General features: G+C 67.1%; 20 protein-coding genes. 14 read left to right on the top strand and 6 right to left on the bottom strand.

The window, feature by feature from the left end:
• Positions 1–18: 18 nt before the first annotated feature.
• The 4 genes from ACR9Y5_RS16800 (at position 19) to ACR9Y5_RS16785 (ending at position 3133) form a co-directional block, all read left to right on the top strand.
• A complete protein-coding gene (locus ACR9Y5_RS16800; RefSeq protein ID WP_481299029.1) occupies positions 19–477 on the top strand; it encodes a ribose-5-phosphate isomerase in 459 nt (152 codons plus the stop codon).
• Between the two features lies 1 nt (position 478).
• The gene (locus ACR9Y5_RS16795; protein WP_481299028.1) at positions 479–1309 is read left to right on the top strand and encodes a triose-phosphate isomerase family protein; all 831 of its coding nucleotides are present in this window, start codon (positions 479–481) and stop codon (positions 1307–1309) included.
• 214 nt (positions 1310–1523) lie between these two features.
• Positions 1524–2165: an HD domain-containing protein gene (locus ACR9Y5_RS16790; RefSeq protein WP_481299027.1), complete on the top strand. Its 642-nt coding sequence runs from the start codon at positions 1524–1526 to the stop codon at positions 2163–2165.
• A 47-nt stretch (positions 2166–2212) separates the two neighbouring features.
• Entirely contained in the window at positions 2213–3133 is a 921-nt protein-coding gene (locus ACR9Y5_RS16785) for an NADP-dependent oxidoreductase (RefSeq protein WP_481299026.1), read from the top strand.
• Here the strand turns inward: ACR9Y5_RS16785 and ACR9Y5_RS16780 are convergent.
• Entirely contained in the window at positions 3120–4133 is a 1014-nt protein-coding gene (locus ACR9Y5_RS16780; protein WP_481299025.1) for a GlxA family transcriptional regulator, read from the bottom strand. The two genes, ACR9Y5_RS16785 and ACR9Y5_RS16780, sit on opposite strands and share 14 nt — an antisense overlap.
• 332 nt (positions 4134–4465) lie before the next feature.
• Between ACR9Y5_RS16780 and ACR9Y5_RS16775 the strand changes: the two genes are divergently transcribed.
• The 6 genes from ACR9Y5_RS16775 (at position 4466) to ACR9Y5_RS16750 (ending at position 10167) form a co-directional block, all read left to right on the top strand.
• The gene (locus ACR9Y5_RS16775; protein WP_481299024.1) at positions 4466–4861 is read left to right on the top strand and encodes a hypothetical protein; all 396 of its coding nucleotides are present in this window, start codon (positions 4466–4468) and stop codon (positions 4859–4861) included.
• A gap of 44 nt (positions 4862–4905) precedes the next feature.
• Positions 4906–6135 (top strand): MFS transporter, encoded by a 1230-nt coding sequence (locus ACR9Y5_RS16770; protein WP_481299023.1) that lies wholly within the window; start codon positions 4906–4908, stop codon positions 6133–6135.
• 399 nt (positions 6136–6534) lie between these two features.
• Positions 6535–6936: a tautomerase family protein gene (locus tag ACR9Y5_RS16765; RefSeq protein WP_481299022.1), complete on the top strand. Its 402-nt coding sequence runs from the start codon at positions 6535–6537 to the stop codon at positions 6934–6936.
• A 61-nt stretch (positions 6937–6997) separates the two neighbouring features.
• A complete protein-coding gene (locus tag ACR9Y5_RS16760) occupies positions 6998–8251 on the top strand; it encodes an ABC transporter substrate-binding protein (RefSeq protein WP_481299021.1) in 1254 nt (417 codons plus the stop codon).
• 294 nt (positions 8252–8545) lie between these two features.
• Entirely contained in the window at positions 8546–9349 is an 804-nt protein-coding gene (locus ACR9Y5_RS16755) for a carbohydrate ABC transporter permease (protein ID WP_481299020.1), read from the top strand.
• Positions 9346–10167: a carbohydrate ABC transporter permease gene (locus ACR9Y5_RS16750; protein ID WP_481299019.1), complete on the top strand. Its 822-nt coding sequence runs from the start codon at positions 9346–9348 to the stop codon at positions 10165–10167. Before ACR9Y5_RS16755 ends, ACR9Y5_RS16750 begins: the two co-directional genes overlap by 4 nt.
• A gap of 64 nt (positions 10168–10231) precedes the next feature.
• On the opposite strand, the gene ACR9Y5_RS16745 is transcribed toward ACR9Y5_RS16750, so the two are convergent.
• Positions 10232–11041, bottom strand: coding sequence for a DeoR/GlpR family DNA-binding transcription regulator (locus tag ACR9Y5_RS16745; RefSeq protein ID WP_481299018.1), 810 nt, complete (start codon positions 11039–11041; stop codon positions 10232–10234).
• A gap of 99 nt (positions 11042–11140) precedes the next feature.
• Complete coding sequence (gene pdxA / locus ACR9Y5_RS16740) at positions 11141–12145, bottom strand: 4-hydroxythreonine-4-phosphate dehydrogenase PdxA (protein WP_481299017.1); 1005 nt, start codon at positions 12143–12145, stop codon at positions 11141–11143.
• A gap of 217 nt (positions 12146–12362) precedes the next feature.
• Here pdxA and ACR9Y5_RS16735 point away from each other — a divergent pair, with 217 nt between their 5' ends.
• Complete coding sequence (locus tag ACR9Y5_RS16735; RefSeq protein WP_481299016.1) at positions 12363–13529, top strand: mandelate racemase/muconate lactonizing enzyme family protein; 1167 nt, start codon at positions 12363–12365, stop codon at positions 13527–13529.
• Between the two features lie 36 nt (positions 13530–13565).
• On the opposite strand, the gene ACR9Y5_RS16730 is transcribed toward ACR9Y5_RS16735, so the two are convergent.
• From ACR9Y5_RS16730 to ACR9Y5_RS16720, 3 genes are read right to left on the bottom strand one after another with little or no spacing between them, the layout of a single operon-like run.
• A complete protein-coding gene (locus tag ACR9Y5_RS16730; RefSeq protein ID WP_481299015.1) occupies positions 13566–14507 on the bottom strand; it encodes an aldo/keto reductase in 942 nt (313 codons plus the stop codon).
• On the bottom strand, positions 14492–15217 hold the full coding sequence (locus tag ACR9Y5_RS16725) for a ThuA domain-containing protein (protein ID WP_481299014.1): 726 nt from the start codon (positions 15215–15217) through the stop codon (positions 14492–14494). The genes ACR9Y5_RS16730 and ACR9Y5_RS16725 overlap by 16 nt, the downstream gene beginning before the upstream one ends.
• Positions 15214–16419 carry a Gfo/Idh/MocA family protein gene (locus tag ACR9Y5_RS16720; protein WP_481299013.1) on the bottom strand — a complete coding sequence of 402 codons (1206 nt, stop codon included), beginning with the start codon at positions 16417–16419 and terminating at the stop codon, positions 15214–15216. The genes ACR9Y5_RS16725 and ACR9Y5_RS16720 overlap by 4 nt, the downstream gene beginning before the upstream one ends.
• Before the next feature lie 347 nt (positions 16420–16766).
• Here ACR9Y5_RS16720 and ACR9Y5_RS16715 point away from each other — a divergent pair, with 347 nt between their 5' ends.
• Genes ACR9Y5_RS16715 through ACR9Y5_RS16705 form a run of 3 tightly spaced genes read left to right on the top strand, consistent with a single transcriptional unit; the run spans position 16767 to position 19940 of the window.
• The gene (locus ACR9Y5_RS16715) at positions 16767–17768 is read left to right on the top strand and encodes an aldo/keto reductase (protein ID WP_481299012.1); all 1002 of its coding nucleotides are present in this window, start codon (positions 16767–16769) and stop codon (positions 17766–17768) included.
• Between the two features lie 14 nt (positions 17769–17782).
• Positions 17783–19141 (top strand): four-carbon acid sugar kinase family protein, encoded by a 1359-nt coding sequence (locus ACR9Y5_RS16710; RefSeq protein WP_481299011.1) that lies wholly within the window; start codon positions 17783–17785, stop codon positions 19139–19141.
• A complete protein-coding gene (locus ACR9Y5_RS16705; RefSeq protein WP_481299010.1) occupies positions 19125–19940 on the top strand; it encodes an SDR family NAD(P)-dependent oxidoreductase in 816 nt (271 codons plus the stop codon). Before ACR9Y5_RS16710 ends, ACR9Y5_RS16705 begins: the two co-directional genes overlap by 17 nt.
• The last annotated feature ends 4 nt before the right edge of the window (positions 19941–19944 follow it).

The following is a 19944-nucleotide window of genomic DNA, read 5'->3' as shown; positions in this document are numbered from 1 at the left end:
AAGAAGAAGGAGAAGCGCATGCCTGTTTGGCGCGTAGTCGTCGGATCGGACGACGCCGGGATCGACTACAAGGAAGCGATCAAGAAGGACTTGGAGGCTGACCCGCTCGTCGAATCCGTGACGGATGTCGGTGTCGACGCGGCCGGCCACACCAACTACCCCACCATTGCGACGACCGCGGCGGAGATGGTGGCGCGCGGCGAGGCCGACCGTGCGGTCCTCATCTGCGGCACGGGCCTGGGCGTGGCGATCGCCGCGAACAAGGTGCAGGGCATCCGGGCGGTGACGGCCCACGACAGCTACTCCGTCGAACGGTCGGTGCTCTCCAACGATGCGCAGATCCTGTGCATGGGTCAGCGTGTGGTCGGGTTGGAACTCGCGCGACGCAACGTGCACGAATGGCTCCGGTACGAGTTCGACGAGACGAGCGCATCGAACGAGAAAGTGCAGGAGATCCGCCGGTACGAAGGGGTTTGAGATGCCCACCGGCAGTGCGCCGCCGGTGCTGGTGGCCGTGAGCCTGAAGATGTACTTCAGCCACCTGCAGACGGTCGAATGGTGCCGGAGGGTGGCGGGCCTCGCGGCCGGTCACCCCGCCGTCGTCGGCGGCCACGCCGAGCTTCTCGTGCTGCCGACGTTCATCTCGATCCCCGCCGCGCTGGACATCCTCGGCGGCCTGGCGGCCGTGGGGGCCCAGGATCTCAGCGAACACGATTCGGGGGCGTTCACGGGAGAGGTGAGCGGTGCTGAACTGGCGGAGATCGGCGCCGTAGCGGTCGAGGTCGGCCACGCCGAACGGCGGCGGCTCTTCGGCGAGACGGAGCCCGTCGTGCGGGCCAAGACCGCGGCCGCATTCCGCAACGGGTTGACGCCTGTACTGTGCGTCGGGGAACCGCTCGAGATCGGGCCCGAGGGCGCTGCCCAGGAATGCGTGCGCCAGATCGACGCTGCGCTCGGCGAGGCGCCGAGGCGGGATCACGATGGTCCGATCGTTGTCGCCTACGAGCCCTATTGGGCGATCGGAGCGGCCAACGCGGCACCGACAGCGCACATACGTTCCGTGTGCGGCGTCCTCCGGGATCACGTGCGCACCGTTCGAGGCCCTTCATCGCGCGTGATCTACGGCGGAAGCGCCGGTCCCGGTCTCCTCACACGCATCGGAGACAGCGTCGACGGTCTTTTCCTCGGAAGGTTCGCCCACGACCCGGAGAACCTCCGATCGATAATCGACGAGGTCGCTCCACGAGGAGCGGGTCGTGCTGCAGCTGCGAGCCGCGACCGCACCGTCGTGTCGCGGGAGACTTCCTAGACGGACGCGATGGCTGCTGCCCATCCCCACCGCGGGCAGGATCGCCGGGATCCGTGACCGGTGCGCCGCCGGAAGCGCCACGCTGGCGTGAGTGGCGGGGTGCGTCTGGATTCGGGGCATTCGTGGCCGATGCTGAGGAGCCGCCGGCCGGCCTGCCGGGCACGCTGGATAGCGAGCGGGCGCGCTCCCATCAGCGTCCGCAGGAGGAGCAGTCATGTCCACCGAAGTCATCGCCGGGGTCCCGATCCCCGACAGCAGCCTGGTCGCCGACGCGACCGAGCTGGTCCGCACCACCACTCCGGAGCTCATCTTCGACCACTCCCGACGGGTGTTCCTGTTCGGGTCGCTTCAGGCAGCGCGTGCCGGGCTGCAGCCGGATCCGGAGCTCCTTTACGTCGCCGCGCTGTTCCACGATCTCGGGCTCGTCCCGCCCCATCGCCGCGACCGGCAGCGCTTCGAAGTGGACGGCGCGGACCAGGCGCGGGCCTTCCTCGCCTCGCACGGGTTCAGCGCCGCCGACGCCGAGCAGGTCTGGACGGCCATCGCCCTGCACACGACGCCGGAGGTACCGTGGCGCATGGCGCCTGTCATCGCGGCCACGACCGCGGGAGTCGAGACCGACGTGCTCGGCCTCCGGCTGGATGCGCTCACCGAGGACGAGATCGCGGCCGTCGTGGCAGCGCATCCCCGACCGCGGTTCAAGGAGCGCATCCTGGCTGCATTCACCGAGGGCTTCGCCGGGCGACCCGATTCGACCTTCGGCACCGTGAACGCCGATGTGCTCGAGCACTTCGTGCCCGGCTTCCGCCGGACGGACTTCGTCGAGGTGATCCAGAACTCCGCGTGGCCGGAGTGATGGTGGCGCCGCGCACATCCGGAGACAGACGAACAGGAAGGCCGCTCATGAAAGCGATCACGGTAATCGACAAGGCCCGGGGCGTCGCGGGCATGACTCTGACGCGGCGGCCCCAGCCGCACGCAGCCGAGAACGACGTCGTCGTCGAGGTGCGGGCCGCCGGCTTCACCCCCGGTGAGCTGGAGTGGCCGGCGACCTGGGCCGACCGCGCCGGCCGCGACCGTACTCCCAGCATCCCCGGCCACGAGCTCGCCGGAGTCGTCACGCAGCTCGGCTACGGGACGACCGGGCTCACGGTCGGTCAGCGCGTGTTCGGGTTCGCCGACTGGGCGCGCGACGGTTCGCTCGCCGAGCAGGTCGCGGTGGAGGCGCGGAACCTCGCACCGCTCCCCGCCGACATCGACTTCGTCACCGCGGCCAGCCTTCCCATCTCGGGCCTCACCGCCTGGCAAGGGCTGTTCGAACATGGACGCGTCCAGGCCGGTCAGACCGTGGTCGTCAACGGCGTCGCCGGTGGGGTCGGATCGGTGGTGGCCCAGCTGGCCGCCGGCGCGGGCGCCTTCGTGGTCGGAATCGGCCGGCCTGCGCATCGTCAGCGCGCGATCGAGGCGGGCGTGCACCGGTTCGTCGAGACGACGGGGGACTGGTCGCAGGCAGTGGGGGACGCCGACCTCGTGTTCGATGTGATCGGCGGCGAGATCGGCGCCCGTTCCGGCGGACTGGTGCGCGACGGCGGGACGTTCGTCACGATCGTCGCGCCTCCGTCCGTTCAGCGTTCCGGCGTCACCGCCGTGTTCTTCGTGGTGGAGCCCGAACGGCGGCAGCTGAATGAGCTCGCTCAGCGCGTGCGCGACGGTCGGCTCCGTACCTTCGTCGGCGATGTGGTCTCGCTGGAAGACGCCGCCGTCGCGTTCCTCAACGGCAGCGCCGGCACGGGCAAGACGATCGTGCGGGTCAGCGAGGACTGACCGCCGGCCCAACCGCGGAACCGTCCGGCTGGGAGGTGCGGAAACGGCGCTGGTACGCCGCGGGGGAGATCCCGAGTTCGCGGGAGAACACTCTGCGCAGACTCTCGTAGCTCGGGAAGCCCGCCCGCTCGGCGGCTTCCGTCGCGTTGTAGCCCTGGTCGAGCAACGATCGGGCGATGTCGAAACGGATCGACTCCACGTACCGCGTCGGCGTTGTCGACAGCTCGTCGCGGAACAGCCGGCTCAGATGCCGCGGGCTCACCTTCAGGTGCTCGGCGAGCTCGGCCTGGGTGTGGCGCGCCCTCGGGTCGGCGACGACCAGATCCACGATCCGCCGGAGTGCGGGCGTCCGCGGTGGTGCCCCCTGGAGGGGCGCCGAGAACTGCGACTGGCCTCCCGCCCGCTGCAGGTAGACGACGAGGGCGCGCGCGACGTCGCGCGAGAGGTTCGCACCGTAGTCCTCCTCGACCAGCGCCAGCGCGAGATCGATGCCCGCGCTCACACCCGCCGACGTGTAGGTCGCGCCGTCGCGCACGTAGATGGCGTCGAGATCCACCGCGGTCTGCGGGTAGCGGGAGGCCAGCGCCTGCGCGACCTTCCAGTGCGTGGTCGCGCGCTTTCCGTCGAGGAGGCCGGCCTCGGCCAGGATGAACGCTCCCGTGCAGATCGAGGCCAGCCGGCGCGTCCCGTTCGACAGCGTCCGGGCCGCATCGGCCAGGGGAGGGGGAACGCGGGTGCGCGGATAGGCGTCCGCCCCGGCGACGATGACGGTGTCGGCCTTCGCCGCGAGCTCGGCGTCGCCGTCGACGGCGACCCGGATGCCGACCGACGTGACCACATCCGCGCCGTCGGGGGAGACGAGCGCGATCCGGTAATCGGCACCGAGCCGGTTCGCCTCGCCGAAGACGTCGGCCGGGCCGGCGACGTCGAGGAGCTTGGCGCCGTCGTACACGAGGATCACGACCGAGCGGCCGGCCGGGTCCGCTTTCGGGTGGTTCATGGCCGACCGCACGCAGCGACGGGAGGCCGCCCGCTGGCACCGTGGATGGTGGACGCACGATCCACATCCACACCCGAGACGGAGCAGGACATGTCGAGAATTATCGCAGGCGTAGAGATCCCGGGCACCCCGGGCGCCCAGGCGGCGGAACGGCTCACGCAAGGCCGGAGCGGCACTCCGCTCTTCGGCCACTCGCTCCGCGTGTTCCTGTTCGGCTCGCTGCGCGCCCGCGCGCGCGGGCTCGAACCCGACCCGGAACTGCTCTTCCTCGCGTCGCTGTTCCACGACAGCGGACTGCTCGTGCCCCCTGCCCGACGCCGCAGCGGTTCGAGGTGGATGGCGCCGACCTCGCCCGCGAGTTCCTCCTGGCCGGCGGCTACTCCGCCTCGGCCGCGGACACCGTCTGGCAGGCGATCGCGCTGCACACCACGCCGGAGATCCCGGGCCGGATGGGCGCCGAAATCGCCGCGACCAACCTCGGCGTGCTCACCGACGCGGTCGGCCTCGGCGTCGACGAACTCGCGCCGGAGGCGATCGAGGAGATCCTGCGGACGTACCCGCGCGACGACTTCAAGCGCGGTTTCCTCGCAACCTTCCACGAGGGGCTCAAGCACCGGCCGGGCACGACGTACGGCACCATCAACGCCGACATCCTGGAGCACTTCGAGCCTGGGTTCCGGCGCGGCAGCATGGTCGATCGTGTCATGTCGGCGTGGGAGCCGGCCTGAGACGCGTCCGGCGCAGCAGGAGAGAGAGGGATCGAAGGAAACAGGTGAGTACAGCAGACGAATCAGCCCGCACGCCGCTCGGATCGAGCGCAGGCCGGCTCGGCATCCTGACGTTCACACTGGCGGTCGCCTCGGGCGCGACAATCGCCAACATCTTCTATTCCCAGCCGCTGCTCGGCCTGATCGGTCGGAGCTTCGGAATCAGCGAGAGCTCAGCGTCGATCGTCGTGACCGTGACGCAGTTGGGCTACGCCGCGGGGATCGTCGTGCTCATGCCGCTCGGCGACCTTCTGAACAACCGGAAGCTCGCCTCCCGGGTGCTGATCGTGACCGCGATCGCGGCGGCCCTGGCGGTCCTGGCGCCCAACCTGCCACTGTTCCTCGTCGCGTCGCTCATCCTCGGGTTCACCTCTGTGGTCGCGCAGATCGTGGTCCCATTCGTCGCCCACCTGGCGCCGCCCGGACACGGTGGACGGTACGTGGGACGGGTGATGAGCGGCCTGCTCCTGGGGATCATGCTCGCTCGGAGCGTCTCCAGCTTCTCGGCGGACGCCTGGGGCTGGCGCTCCGTGTACGGTTTCTCGGCGGTGGCCATGCTGATCATCGCGGTCGTGCTCGCCGTCGCGATGCCCGACCGGAAGCCGGACCACACCGGTGACTACGGCAGCCTCGTCAGGTCGATCGGGCAGCTGATCCGCACCGAGCCGGCACTGCGGCGCCGGACGCTGCTCCAAGCCCTCATGTTCGCCACCTTCTCGGCGTTCTGGACATCGATCGCTTCAGAACTCATCACCGACCACCGCCTCACGCAGTGGCAGATCGCGATCTTCGCACTCGTCGGTGCCGCCGGGGCGGCCTCAGCCCCCGTCGCCGGCAGAATCGGGGACAGGGGCCTCGGCCGCCCCGCGACAGCGGTCGTCTTCACCCTCGCGGCCATCGCGATGGCCCTCGCGGGGTTCGGCGCACACAACCTGGTCGTCCTGGCTCTGGCCGCGCTCCTCCTCGACGTCGCCGTGCAGGGCAGCCTCATCCTCAGCCAGCAGGAGATCTATGCGCTGCGACCCGACGCCCGCTCCCGGATCAACACGGTCTTCATCGCGAGTGTGTTCTTCGGCGGAGCAATCGGCTCCGGGCTCTCGGGCGCGCTCTACGGGCAGGCGGGCTGGACCGGTGTCTCGTGGCTCGGCGTGGCCCTCGCGGTCGTCGGCCTCACGGTCTGGGGAGGATCGGAACTCGGGCGGCGTCGGTCGCAACCGCTTGCGGCCGACGACTGACGGCTCATATCCGGCGACGGCCGAGGCTGACACCATCGACAGTTTTCTGCACTTTATGTGCAGGAGGGCGGCCCTAACCCGACGAACATGCTCTAATCGCGCGTAAACGGTTGCGTGTTCCGCGCAAACGTGTCATTCTGTTGTCGATCAGCAGGCGGTTGTCGCGACCGGTCGAGATTCCGCAGGCTGCACGAGTGCACTGCGACGAGGCAGGTGAATCACATGGGACAACGAGCCCGCGAGGAGCCATCCCCTCCCTGGCCCGATGACGGTGGGCCCGGCCTGCCGAGAGCGACGGTCCACGACCTGTCGAAGGCGTGCGGACAGGCGTGACCTCGACGCCCGGTGCGTGCTGTCGAGCACGTCGCCGCCCGGCTCGAACAACGACGAGGAGCAAACGTGGCACTGATCGAAGTGGATCTTGATCGGACCCTTTACGAGGAGAAGGGGCAGGAGATCAGCGACGCGATACATCGAGCCCAGATCGAAGCCCTCGACCTCGCACCCGACGACGTTTATCAGGTCTTCCGGCCGCACGAGCCGGCCGAGCTGAAGTTCCATCCGTCGTTCGGTGGGCGTGACCGTCGAAGCCTCATGCTGATCCGGGTCACAGTGATCCACAAACACTCCGGATCGGTCAAGCGGCGGTTCTACAAGACGGTGATCGAGAGGCTCGAGAAGCATGGGATCCGCCGCGAGGATGTGCTGATCGCGCTGGTGGACAACGGATTCGAGGACTGGTTCGCCGACCTCGCCCACCACTACGAGCCACCAAGGAACGACCCGCAGTCACAGTCGTAGGCGCCGGAGGCGTCGCCGCGATGAACCCGAGAAAACCCTGCTGCATCAATGAGGAGAAGCAATGAAACACATCATGAAATCGGTCGTGGCCGTCGCTGCTACCGCCGTGCTGTTCGGCATGGTCGGTTGTTCCAGCGCGTCCGCACCGGCCGCGTCCGGCGGAAAGGTCACGCTGTCGATGCTCGCGCCGGCCCAAGAGCGGACCGCGCTGACGCTCGCCACCCAGAAGTTCTCGTCCGCACACCCGAACGTGTCCTTCAACATCACCTACAGCTCGGACGCCGCGATCACGACGACCCTTCCGCAGGAGCTCGCGGCCGGCAACGCCGCGGACCTCGTAGAGACGTGGCCTGGGGTCAGCGCCGTGAACGCTGCCGGGGTGCTCGGCAAGCAGGGATTCCTGCTGGACCTGACCAATGAGGCGTGGGCGAAGAAGCTGCCCTCGGATCTCGACCCGTACGTCGGCTACAAGGGCAAGGTCTACTACCCGCCCCTGGTCTCGCGGCCCGATCTGACCATGTACAACCAGGCCACCCTTCAGAAGTACAACCTGAAGTTCCCGCAGACCTGGAGCCAGGTGATTCCGTTCTGTCAGGCCGCAGCCGCGAAGGGCGTGATCCCGTTCGCGTACGGTGCGCAGACGCTGTCGCAGGATCAGATGGTGTCTTTCCAGTGGACCCCCACGCTCGTCCCGACCGACTTCATGTCGAAGCGCATCGCAGGCAAGACGACGTTCGCACAGGACTCCGGCTGGCTCAGCAGCTTCGAGAAAGTCCAGCAGATGAACAACGCCAAGTGCTTCAACCAGCCGCTGGGAACGACCGTCGACGTCGCCGAGAACCAGGTCGCGACGGGCAAGGCCATCGCGATGTTCGGGCCGTCCGACTACTACCCCATCATCCAGAACGCCGCTGCTCCGTCGAAGATCGTCGCGGTCATGCTCGACGCGACCAACAACCCGTCCGACACGCTCATGAACGTGGCGCTGGGCTCGACGTTCTCGATCAACGCGAAGACGCCGCACCCGACCGAAGCGAAGCAGTTCATCGCGTTCCTGATGGACCCGCAGAACAACGCCGACTACGCAGTGGCGTCGAGCGAGCCCCCCGCGCTGCTGAACAAGTACTATCAGCCCGATGACGGCACGAAGCTCGCGATGAAGTTCATCAAGGCCGGCAAGACGGTCGGTGCGCCTGACCAGCTCTTCCCTAACCCGGATGTGCGCAACGCGTGGGTCGTCACCATCCAGGAGATGCTCGGTGGTCAAGTGACGCCCAAGGACGTCCTGAAAGCCATGGATGCGGCCTGGAAGTAAGGCTCGCAACGAGGCCGGAGGTCCTACCTGTCCCAGGCGCATCGCTGCCGCTTGGGACAGGTAGGACCGCCGGCTCACTTTCAGACCCGGCTCGGCGCCCCCGGGCCGGGATTCATGCAATGTGGAAGGTGAATCCTCTTGCAAGATTCGACTGTGACCGCGGTGCAGAGATCGACTGTCGTGTCTGCGCGAACCCCGACGGTCTCCCGACGAGCGAAGGCTGCTTGGTCGCCTCGCAAATGGCTTGCGGTGTGGTGGTTCGCGTTGCCCGCCCTCGTCTTCTATGTCTTCGTCATGATCATTCCCGCCGCGCGGGGGATCTTCGAGGCGTTCACGAACTGGGACGGCCTCTCGTCGACGCAGGCGTTCGTCGGCTTGAGCAACTTCGAAACGATCTTCAAGGACCGGGTCGCGCTCGACGCGGTACTTCACACCCTGATTCTCGCCGTCGCTGTGACCGTCTTCCAGAATCTCATCGGTCTCCTGCTCGCCCTCGGCGTGAAGAGCAACATCAAGAGCGGCAAGATCCTGAGCGTCATCTTCTTCGCGCCGGCGGTCATCACCCCTGTCATCACCGCGTTCCTCTGGCAATACATCTACTCGCCAGCCGGCGTCATCAACTACACGCTGCAGTCGATCGGCCTGGGGGGCCTTCAGCAGAGCTGGCTCGGTGACTCCAAGATCGCTCTGGTCAGCGTCATCGTCGTCATCATCTGGCAGTTCTCCGGGTATTCGATGGTCATCTTCATCGCCGGGCTCGGCGCGATCCCGGACGAGGTGATGGAGGCTGCGGCCATCGACGGTGCCGGTCCTGTCCGGCAGTTCTTCGACATCCGGCTCCCGCTGCTCAAACCCGCACTCCTGATCAACTTCCTGCTGACGTTGATAGCGGGCCTGAAGCAGTTCGACGTCGTCTGGGTGCTCACCCAGGGTGGCCCTGGAACCTCCACCCAGACGCTGTCGACCCTCATATTCCAGAACGCATTCGTATTCGGAAAGTTCGGCTATGGCGTAGCGCTGGCGGTCCTGCTCGCGATCATCGCGATACCGATCTCGATCATCCAATACCGGGCAGTGGCACGAGGAGGCGACCGATGAAGCGCTACACCTGGAGGACGGGCATCATCGAGGCGGCCATGATCCTTGCTGCGCTCTTTTTCCTCGTCCCGGTCTACATCCTGGTGAACCTCTCGCTGCGTGGTGCATCCGACGCCACGTCGCCGATCGCCCCGACACTGCGCGCGACGTTCGATAACTTCGTTCAGGCCTGGGCGGTGGGAGGTCTCGGAAGAGCGATGCTCAACAGCGGCCTCATCACGGTCGTCAGCGTGATCTTCATCGTCGTGCTGGCCGCTCTGGCGAGCGTTCCGCTCGCACGGGTGACTTCTCGCTGGTCCCGCGGACTGTATTTCTTTCTGATGATCGGCCTGCTCATCCCGTTCCAGCTCGTCTTTATCCCCCTGTATCAGACGTTCAGTGCGCTGGGCTTGCTCGGAGGGCCATGGGGGCTGATCATCCTCTACATCGGGCACCAGATGCCGTTCGCGATCTTCCTGTTCACGTCGTTCCTCAGAGAGATCCCGCTCGAGTACGAGCAGGCGGCCAGCCTGGACGGCTCCAGCCGGTTCCAGACGTTCCGGTACGTCACCTTCCCGATGCTCGCGCCCGTCACGGGCACAGTCGCCATCCTGAGCGTGATCCTGGTGTGGAACGACTTCATGACTCCGCTGCTGTACCTCTCGGGAAGCCAGAATCAGACGGTGCCGGTGGCGATCTACGGTTTCGTCGGAGAGTATGTCTCCAACTGGCCGGTCGTCTTCGCCGGGCTGATCATCGGGATGCTGCCCGTGCTCGTCGCCTATCTCATCCTTCAGCGGAAGATCCTCGCCGGGTTCGCGGTGGGAGTGAAGGGCTGAGCTCGCCCCGGGACCGCCAGGTCGGCGTCCGAGACGAACGCCGGATGCGAGAAGTGATCGTCGATCAGCTGGCGTGTGTGCTGGAGGCGACCGTGTTCCCGTCGGTATCCACTGCGACGACGTCGATTCTCTGCTCGGCGAAGGCGGCGAGCTGGTCGTCGGACACGTTCGCGTCCGTCACCAGCGTCCACGGTTTGGGCAGCGTCGTCCAGGCATGGAATGGGCTGACGCCGAACTTGCTCGAGTCGGCGAGAACGTAGGTGTGCTGAGCCTGGCGTGCGATGAGCTCTTTCAGTCTCGTCTGCTCCAGGTCTGCTTCGCAGATCCCTCGGACCGGGTCGACCGCGTCGGCGCCGAGGAACGCACGATCGAACGTGAGATGCTCGAGAGCCCCCTCGGTCAATGGGCCGACGAAGCTCTGACTGAGTGTCCTGAGACGTCCGCCGAGACAATTCACGGTGATGCCTTCCACACCCCCCAGCTCCTCGATCACGTTCAGGCTCGCCGTCGCGACGGTCAGCTGGGTAAATCGCCGGAGCGCGTGAGCGAGTGCGCCGACCGTCGACCCGGCGTCGAGGAGGAGCACGTCCCCGGATTGCACCTGTTGCCTGGCCCAGCGAGCGATTCCGTGCTTCTCCTTATGGGCCTCGCCGATGCGTTGGTTCAGGGAGAGCTCCTGCTGACCGGTGAGCGCGATGGCACCGCCGTAGGTCCGAGCCAGCTGACCGCTTTCGGTCAGCGTCGCGAGGTCCCGTCGGATGGTTGACAGGCTCACCCCGAAATGGGCCGCCAGTTCTTCGACATTGGCCGCACCAGTCGATTGCGCGAGAGAGACGATGTGCTCACGACGGGCGGTCGACTCTCGAGATGCCACTCAACTACCTCGTTTTCTGCCACCCCGGCGGGCTCCGACCATGCTAATGGCACCGGCCCCGGCGTGCCAGTTCGCGGCGGGCCCGGCTGGGGTCTCCGCTCAAGCCTGAACGAGCGGTGCGGACGCCAGTTCGATGGCCTGCCGCATGGCTTCGATCATGCTGCGGGTGTCGACGATCCCCGTGCCGGCGATGTCGAAGGCGGTGCCGTGATCGACGGACGTCCGGATCACCGGCAGTCCCACGGTGATGTTGACGCCCGCCTCGATGCCGAGGACCTTGATGGGGCCGTGGCCCTGGTCGTGATACATCGCGACCACGAGGTCGTAGTCTCCACGGCCCGCGAGGAAGAAGAGGCTGTCGGCGGGAAGCGGCCCGTCCACGTCGATCCCGGCCACCCGTGCGGCTGCGACGCCGGGTTCGATCTTGGCCGCCTCCTCTCCGTAGCCGAACAAGCCCCCTTCCCCGGCATGCGGGTTGATGGCGCAGACGCCGATCCGGGGGCTGGGGTTTCCCGTCGAGACGAGCGCCTGCCATCCGCGACGGATGGTTCGCTCCACCAGCCCGGGCTCGACCTGCGCCACCGCGTCGATGAGTCCGATGTGCGTCGTGACGTGGATGACCTTCAGATTGGGAGTGGACAGCATCATCGATACCTCGTCGACCCCCGTGAGTTCCGCGAGGAGCTCGGTGTGCCCGGGGTAGAGGTGCCCGGCCAGGTGCATTGCCTCCTTGTTGAGGGGCGCCGTACAGATGGCCTGGATCTCTCCGGCGTTGGCCAGTTCGCACGCGACCTGGACGTAACGGAAGGCGGCGTCCCCCGCGACCGCGGAGATCTCTCCCCAGGCCAGCGACGGCGGCAGCAGGTCGAGGTCGATGACGTTGATCCGCCACGGCTCGAATCGAGCTTCGGCGATCGAGTCCACTGCGTGGATCTCGGCAGGTTGTCCGAGGATCGCGGCCGCCTCGCGGAGCCGTCTGGCGTCCCCGATCACGACCGGGCGCGACGATCGTGCGATCTCGGGGTCGAGGAGTGCCGCGACCACGATTTCGGGCCCGACTCCGGCGCCGTCTCCCATGGTGACCGCGATGACAGGGTGGGCCATCCGTGCGTCCTTTCGTTTCCACCGCCGAGTGACACGGTGATCGCCGACCGTTGGATCATCGCAACGGCTTTGCTCGTTGTGCGCATTAGACCACTCTTTTCCTACGATCAGGGTACCGCGATCACTGTAGAACTTGCGTGATGTGCGCAACTATTCAATAATAGCGCCTGTTTCGCCAAACTTTGTTTCCGTGGCAGATTCGAATGAGAGGCAACCGATGAAGATCGTCTCGATACACGAGGGAACCATCCCCATCCGCTCGGAGATGCGCAACGCCTTCATCGACTTCTCTGGCATGGACTCGTCGATCATCGCGGTCGTGAGCGACGTGATGCGGGACGGCAAGCCGCTCGTCGGCTACGGATTCAACTCGAACGGACGGTACAGCGTCGGAGAAATCCTCCGGAGACGGATCATCCCTCGGCTACTGGATGCGGAACCCGCCGCGCTGCTCACCGACGACGGCTCGAACTTCTCACCGGAACGGATCTGGGAGATCGTCATGCGGAACGAGAAGCCGGGAGGTCACGGCGAGCGTTCCGTCGCAGTCGGAGTGCTCGACATGGCGATCTTCGACCTGGCGGCCAAGGTGGCCGATGTCCCGTTGTACCGTTATCTCTCTGACCACTACGGCGACGGCTCGCCCGATCGCACCGTCTTCGTCTACGCCGCCGGCGGCTATTACGCCCCCGACAAAGGCGTGCGGGAGCTGAAGGACGAGTTGCGTGGGTATCTCGACCTCGGGTACGACGTCGTCAAGATGAAGATCGGCGGAGCGAGTCTCGCGGAGGATCTGAGACGCCTGGACACCGCCGTCGAGGTTGCCGGAGCCGGTTCCAATGTCGCTGTGGACGCCAACGGCCGGTTCGATCTCGCGACGGCGATCGACTACGCCGAGGCGCTGGAGCCGTACGACCTGTTCTGGTACGAGGAGGCGGGGGATCCGCTGGACTTCGAGCTCCAGAAGGAGCTCGCCTCCCATTACGCCCATCGGATGGCGACGGGCGAGAACCTGTTCTCGCTCCCCGATGCGCGCAACCTCGTCCGGTACGGCGGCCTGCGCCCCGAACTGGACATTCTTCAGTTCGATCCCGTTCTGAGCTACGGCCTGGTCGAATATCTGCGCATCCAGGAGATGCTGCGGGAGAACGGATGGTCGTCGCGTTCCTGCATCCCGCACGGGGGCCACCAGTTCTCTCTCCACATCGCCGCAGCGCTCAAACTGGGCGGGAACGAGTCCTACCCCGGTGTGTTCGCTCCCACGGGCGGGTTCACCGACGAGGCCGTCATCGATCACGGCCGGGTGGCGCCCTCGGAAGCGCCGGGTATCGGATTCGAACACAAAGCGGAGTTCTATCACCACCTCGTGGCCCTCCACGCGTGACCTCCGGTCGCCCCGCCGGGCGGAGGTCGGCCGAACCTAACGAGCGCGGGCCAGCTCGATCAGCCGGTCCCAGAGCTCGTCCGGAATGTCCATGGCGAGCAGGTCGAGTGTCTGGGTGACGCGCTCGGGGCTCGACAGCCCGATCGCGGTCGAGCTCACCCGGCTGTCCCGCACCGAGAACTGCAGGGCCGCAGCCGCCAAGGGGACGCCGTACTCCGCGCACAGCTCGCTCAGCGCGGCAGCCTTCGCCCGGATCGCTTCGTCGTCGCGGCGGTAGGCGTACACCGGTTGCGCGGCCGGGCCTTTCACGAGCATCCCGCCCCCGAACGGAGCGGCGTTGACGACCCCCATCCCGTGGCCTGATGCAGCGTCGAGCAGCGGGTCGGCCGTCTGGTCGACGAGGGTGAACCGGTTGTGGGTCAGGACGACGTCGAAGAGCCCGGTTGCGACGAAATTCAGCAACAGGTGGATCGGTCCACCGGCGACGCCGATATTGTCCACGACGCCTTCGCGCTTGAGAGCGATGAGGGTCTCGACCGGGCCGCCCGGCTCGAAGGCGGCCTCCAGTCCGATCCGTTCCGGGTCGTGCAGGTAGAGCAACTGAATCCGATCGAGCGTGAGCCGGTCCAAGCTCTCGGCGAACGACGTCCGCGCGCGGGCGCCGGAGAAGTCTCCCGTCGTCGGGTCGGGATCGAGCTTGGTCGCGAGGACGAGGTCGTCGGGCTTGCCTCCGAGGCGACGGAAGGCTTCGCCGATACGGAGTTCGCCCTCGCCGTCGCCATAGCCGTTCGAGGTGTCGAGGAAGTTGAGAGGACTGTCGATGGCGGCGAGAAGAGTCTCGATGGCGCGGTCGGCCCCGACCTCGTAACCGTAGATCTGGGGCATGCTGGCGAGCGGACTGGTCCCGACGCAGAGCGCGGACACACTCAGGCCGGTGTGACCGAGCTGCCGGTACGAGACCGTCATCGGGCTGCCCACAGGAGTCCTCGCTCGATGATGGTGCGCACCGTCGGATGGGCCACGATCTCGAGCTGGTGTCCGGGGGTCGAGACGAAGATGCGCCCCGCACCCCAGCGCCGGGTCCAGATCGCAGGTGACGTGACGGGCCGGCTCCACGGGTCGCCGTGCCTGACCGCCTGCGTGGTGGTTGCGAGCACGTCGTTGTAGTCGTCGTGGAGGACCCAGTACTGCTCGGTCTCGAGCGTGAAATCGTCGATCCCGGCGGTGATCGGGTGGGTGGCCGCCGCCGGAGTCATGTTCACGGTGTACGGCACGAAATTGTCCGAGCGTTGGCCGATCCGCTCGCCCGCGACCTTGCCGGGATGGGCTGCGAACTGTCCGCCGACCAGGTGAAGATAGTCGGAGGAGTTGCGGTAGGAGTCGGCGATGCCGCCGTGCCAGCCGGCGAATCCGCTGCCGTGGATGATCGCGCGGGTCAAGCCCGCCAACTCCTCCGGCTCGATCTCGTTCATCGTGTTGGTCTGCATGATCAGATCGACGCCGGCCATGTAGTCGGTATCGGCGTAGGGCTCGGGGGAGTCTTCGACGCGGACGGCGAAGCCGCGGCGTTCCAGGAACGGGATGAACAGATCCGTCGTCTCGACAGGCTGATGTCCGTCCCAGCCTCCGCGCACGACCAGCGCCGTTCGGCGGGAGCCACCGGTGAACGGGTCAATCGGTCGTGTCATCTGGAGTGCTCCTCGTCTTCCGTCGGTCGTGTCGTCGTCCAGGCGCTTCCGCTGTTCGCGCTCACCTGCACCGCCTCCAGGATCCGCTGCACCTGGAGACCGTCTGCGAAGGACGGATGCGGTTGCCTGCCCGCCGAGATGTCTACCAGGAGGTCTCGCACCTGATGGGAGAACGGGTGTTCGTACCCGATGGTGTGTCCTGTCGGCCACCACGCGGCCATGTACGGGTGGCCGGGCTCGGTCACCAGGATGCGGCGGAAGCCCTGCTGTGTGTCTGCATCGTGCCGGTCGTAGAACTCGAGCTCGTTCATCCGCTCGAGATCGAACCGGATCGCTCCCTCCGACCCGCTGAACTCCAGTTCCAGGCCGTTCTTGTGACCGGTCGCGTACCGCGACGCCTCGAAGCTGGCGAGCGTTCCGTCGGTGAGCCGACCGGTGAAGAGGGCGACATCGTCGACGGTGACCGTGCCGTACTCGGAGGAGGCGGTCCCGCTCAGACCCACCGGCTCCGCCAGGAGGGGGCGCTCAGCGACGAGCGTCTGGAGGACGCCGCCCACCGCTTCGAGCTGCTGGCCGCTGATGAATTGGACGGCGTCGACGGCGTGCGCACCGATGTCGCCGAGAGATCCTGAACCGGCCAGGGCCTTGTCGAGCCGCCAGGTCATGGGCGCGCGCGAATCGGACAACCAGTCCTGCAGGTAGCGCGCGCGAACCTGCCGAAGCTCGCCGATCCGCCCGTCCTCCACGAGGCGGTGCGCGAACTGGATCGCCGGCACCCGCCGGTAGCTGAAACCCACCATCGCGAACACCCCGTTCCGGCACGCCGCGTCCGCCGCCTCCGTCATGGACTGCGCCTGGCTCACCGAGTTCGCGAGCGGCTTCTCGCACAGGACGTGCTTGCCGGCCGCAAGTGAGGCGATCGCGATCTCTGCGTGCGTCTCGCCCGACGAGCAGATGTCGACGATGTCGATGTCGGACCGGTCGATGACGCGGCGCCAGTCCGTCTCCGCTTCCGCCCAGCCGAGCCGTGCGGCCGCCTCCCCGACTCGCTGCGCGTTGCGGCCCACGATGACCGTCTGCTCCGGATCGGACGGCAGATCGAAGAATCGGGGCGCGACCCGCCACGCCTGGGAGTGCGCAGCCCCCATGAACCCGTAGCCGATCGTCGCGATCCTCACGGTGCTTCTGACGGTGCTCGTCATCGTCGCTCCCTCGCGTCGGGCCTCCATACTATTCGCTGGAGGTAAGAAACCTATATGCTTACGCAAAGAACAATAGGATTATCGGCCCAAGGGATCGACATTGCCTGTCATCTTCGCCGCGAGGATCAGCGTTTCCTACGCGCAAAACCACGGCGGCCCGTACCCGGCGACGACCCCAGCGTGGTCGACCTCTGCCGGTACCGCCACCACCGGACGTTTCATGCGCCCCGCCGCGTATCACGGCTTTCCGGAGGCGCAGCTTCCGCCACCGCTCCAAGACTCCAACCCGTGGCACGTTCCTCAGCGCATCGATGGACGGCCGGCCGACAGAGAAGAAGGAGACCACCATGCAGTACACAGCGAGTGACCAACGCTACGAGACGATGGAGTACCGGCGGAGCGGGCGAAGCGGGCTCAAGCTCCCAGCGATCTCGCTCGGGTTCTGGAACAACTTCGGCTTCGATCGCTCGTTCGACGCACAGTCGGCGATCGTTCAGCGCGCCTTCGACCTCGGTATCACCCACTTCGATCTGGCGAACCGGTATGGACCGCCACTGGGCAGTGCGGAACAGAACTTCGGTCGCATGGCTGCGACGTTCCTCCGCCCATACCGCGACGAGATCGTGGTCTCGACCAAAGCTGCGAACCCGATGTGGGAGGGCCCTTACGGCGGCAAGGGGTCGAGGAAGCACGTACTGGCGTCGCTCGACGCGAGTCTGCGCCGGCTCGGCCTCGACTATGTCGACATCTTCTACTCGCACACGCCCGACCCCGAGACGCCGATCGAGGAGACGATGGGCGCCCTCGCCCAGATGGTCCATAGCGGAAAAGCGCTGTATGTCGGCATCTCGAGCTACACGCCGGAGCAGACGATCGCGGCGGCGGCGGCGCTCGCCGAGCACAAGGTGCCGCTCCTCATCCATCAACCCCGCTACAACATGTTCGAGCGACAGATCGAGGACGGCCTCCTGGCGACCCTCGAGGCGCTCGGGGTGGGCTGCATCGTCTTCTCGCCGCTCGCCCAGGGTTTGCTCACCAACCGCTACATGAATGGCATCCCGTCCGGTTCGCGTGCGGCGGAGGGCAGATGGATGACGGCAGACAACGTCGATGAGACCTATCTGGAGCGCGCACGGGCACTCGACGAGATCGCGAAAAAGCGAGGGCAGTCCCTCGCCCAGCTCGCGCTGACGTGGATCCTGCGGCAGCCGGCGATCTCGTCCGCTCTAATCGGCGCGAGCAGTGTGCAGCAACTGGAGAACAACGTCGCCGCGATCGGAGCGCCGCGTCTCACCGAGGCGGAGCTCGCTGCGATCGAGCCTTACGCTGTCGACGGAACCGCGGCGTAACGCCCGCCGTCGTCATGCAGGAGATCTCATCACCGACCGGCAATCCGGCTGTCGGCATCGTCGCGGACGATCTGACCGGCGCGAGCGACTGCGCCGTGATGTTCGCGGACCTCGGCTGGAGCGCGCACATCGACCTCGGCGACTCGGTGATACGTGCGGCCCCAGGCACGGCGACGGCCACCGTGTCGGACGCCAGGGCGATGGGCCCGTCCGACGCGAGCCGCGCGACGGGGGCGCGAGTGCGTCTACTGCGTCGCGCCGGGGTCGAGCGGCTTTTCCTGAAGATCGACTCGACCCTGCGGGGGTCGATCCTGGCTCAGGTGCACGGAGCCCTCTCGGCCTGGTCGACGCGGCTCTCTCCGGCGTTCGCCGTCGTCTGTCCCGCCTATCCCGCGATGGGACGGACTCTGGTCGGAGGGCGCCTGCTCGTCTACGGTGAGCCGTTGCACACCACCGTGCTGACCCGTGACCCCGTCACGCCCGTCACGAACAGCCGGCTCTCCGATCTGCTCCACGGTGCCACGGTCCTGACCGCGAACGGTCCGGCGGACATCGTGCCCCAGATCCGTTCGGCCGTCTCGGCAGGAGCCCGACTGGTCGTCGTGGACGCGGCCTCCGAGTCCGAGCTGGATGCGATAGCGCGCGCGATCATACGGCTCGGCCCCGTGGCCGTGCCGGTGGGCTCGGCGGGGCTTGCGGCCGCTCTCGCCCGCGCTTGGGCGGCGCAGCGGTCCCTCGGTGGGCCAATGCCATCGGCGCGCACGGTGGAAGGCGACGGACGGGTCCTGGTGGTCCTGTCCTCCGCGCATCCGCAAGCGCGGGTCCAGTGCGACGATCTCGTCCGGTCTCTCGGAGGCGGCGTCGTCCGCCGACTGGATCCACCGATGTCGGTCTTTCGCCGACACGCGGTGGGCGAGTGGGTGAGCGATACGCTCGACGGCCTCCCGGCACCCCCTGTTCTCGTGATCGTGCCACCCGGTGATCGCCTGCCGGTCGCCGAGGCAGGCACCGATCCGCCGTCGACAGCTCTGGTCGCCGGCGAACTGGCCAGAGGAGTCGCCGTCCTCGTCGACGCTGTCTCCGTCTCCGCCGTTCTGCTGATCGGCGGAGACGGGGCCCGCGCCGTCCTGTCGGCCCTGGACGTCCGATCGGTCCGCCTGCGCGGAGCACTGCGCGAGGGCATCCCGGTCGGAACGGTCGACGGCGGCGCACACGCCGGTCTCACCGTCGTCACGAAGGCCGGAGGGTTCGGCTCCGTCAGTGCCGTGACACAGCTGGTGCGCGATCTCCTGGGGCGAAGCGCCCACGATGACCGAGAGCCCAATCTCCTGGACGGGACACGGAAGGGACCGAAGGATGGCTACGAACACTGAGGGCCGATCCGGCCCCATGATTGTGCACGAGCGCGTGCTGGACAGGTTCGAGCTCTCTGGGGAGCGGGCGCTCGTGACCGGCGCCGGTAGAGGGATCGGACGGGCGATCGCGATCGCGTTCGGGCAAGCGGGCGCGGAGGTGGCCCTGGTGGCCCGGAGCGTGGAACAACTGGACGAGACCCGGCGCATCATCGTGGCGGGTGGCGGCACGGCTCACGTCGTGGCGGCCGACGTCGCCGACGACACGATCACCGGCTTGCTGGACGAGGTGGAGGAAGCACTCGGTGGCCCGATCGACATCGTCGCGCATGCCGCCGGGGTGCAGAGGCGCCAAAAGGCTGCGGCTTTTCCGATCGTGGATTGGAACCGCGTGCTGCAGGTGAACCTGGTCTCGCCATTCCTCATCAGCCAGGAGATCGGGCGGCGACAGCTGGCCTCGGGAACGCAGGGTCGTCATATCTTCGTCGCGTCGCTCGCGAGCGTGATCGGACTCGACAACGCGATCGCGTACAACGCGGCGAAGTCGGGCATCATGGGCGTCGTGCGCGGGCTCAGCAAGGAGTGGTCCTCGCACGGGATCAGGGTCAACGCGATCGCTCCGGGATACATCCAGACGGCGATGACGGCAGATCTGCTCGCCGACCCCGGCACGCGCGAGCGGCTCTTCGCGTCGATTCCGATGGGTCGCTTCGGCTCTCCGGACGACTTCGCGGGACCCGCCGTCTTCCTGGCGTCGGACGCTTCGGCCTACGTGACTGGCAACCTGCTGTTCGTCGACGGGGGGACCGCCGCAGCGTAGGACT

Source organism: Leifsonia sp. KNZ13-11D (assembly GCF_056754895.1).
This window is presented reverse-complemented; position numbering and strand designations above follow the sequence as displayed.

What these genes read in the sequence shown, in the direction of transcription:
- ACR9Y5_RS16800 (WP_481299029.1), top strand. Translation starts at nt 19, where the DNA reads ATGCCTGTTTGGCGCGTAGTCGTCGGATCGGACGACGCCGGGATCGAC.
- ACR9Y5_RS16795 (WP_481299028.1), top strand. Translation starts at nt 479, where the DNA reads ATGCCCACCGGCAGTGCGCCGCCGGTGCTGGTGGCCGTGAGCCTGAAG.
- ACR9Y5_RS16790 (WP_481299027.1), top strand. Translation starts at nt 1,524, where the DNA reads ATGTCCACCGAAGTCATCGCCGGGGTCCCGATCCCCGACAGCAGCCTG.
- ACR9Y5_RS16785 (WP_481299026.1), top strand. Translation starts at nt 2,213, where the DNA reads ATGAAAGCGATCACGGTAATCGACAAGGCCCGGGGCGTCGCGGGCATG.
- ACR9Y5_RS16780 (WP_481299025.1), bottom strand. Translation starts at nt 4,133, where the DNA reads ATGAACCACCCGAAAGCGGACCCGGCCGGCCGCTCGGTCGTGATCCTC.
- ACR9Y5_RS16760 (WP_481299021.1), top strand. Translation starts at nt 6,998, where the DNA reads ATGAAACACATCATGAAATCGGTCGTGGCCGTCGCTGCTACCGCCGTG.
- ACR9Y5_RS16755 (WP_481299020.1), top strand. Translation starts at nt 8,546, where the DNA reads ATGATCATTCCCGCCGCGCGGGGGATCTTCGAGGCGTTCACGAACTGG.
- ACR9Y5_RS16750 (WP_481299019.1), top strand. Translation starts at nt 9,346, where the DNA reads ATGAAGCGCTACACCTGGAGGACGGGCATCATCGAGGCGGCCATGATC.
- pdxA (WP_481299017.1), bottom strand. Translation starts at nt 12,145, where the DNA reads ATGGCCCACCCTGTCATCGCGGTCACCATGGGAGACGGCGCCGGAGTC.
- ACR9Y5_RS16735 (WP_481299016.1), top strand. Translation starts at nt 12,363, where the DNA reads ATGAAGATCGTCTCGATACACGAGGGAACCATCCCCATCCGCTCGGAG.
- ACR9Y5_RS16725 (WP_481299014.1), bottom strand. Translation starts at nt 15,217, where the DNA reads ATGACACGACCGATTGACCCGTTCACCGGTGGCTCCCGCCGAACGGCG.
- ACR9Y5_RS16720 (WP_481299013.1), bottom strand. Translation starts at nt 16,419, where the DNA reads ATGACGAGCACCGTCAGAAGCACCGTGAGGATCGCGACGATCGGCTAC.
- ACR9Y5_RS16715 (WP_481299012.1), top strand. Translation starts at nt 16,767, where the DNA reads ATGCAGTACACAGCGAGTGACCAACGCTACGAGACGATGGAGTACCGG.
- ACR9Y5_RS16710 (WP_481299011.1), top strand. Translation starts at nt 17,783, where the DNA reads ATGCAGGAGATCTCATCACCGACCGGCAATCCGGCTGTCGGCATCGTC.
- ACR9Y5_RS16705 (WP_481299010.1), top strand. Translation starts at nt 19,125, where the DNA reads ATGGCTACGAACACTGAGGGCCGATCCGGCCCCATGATTGTGCACGAG.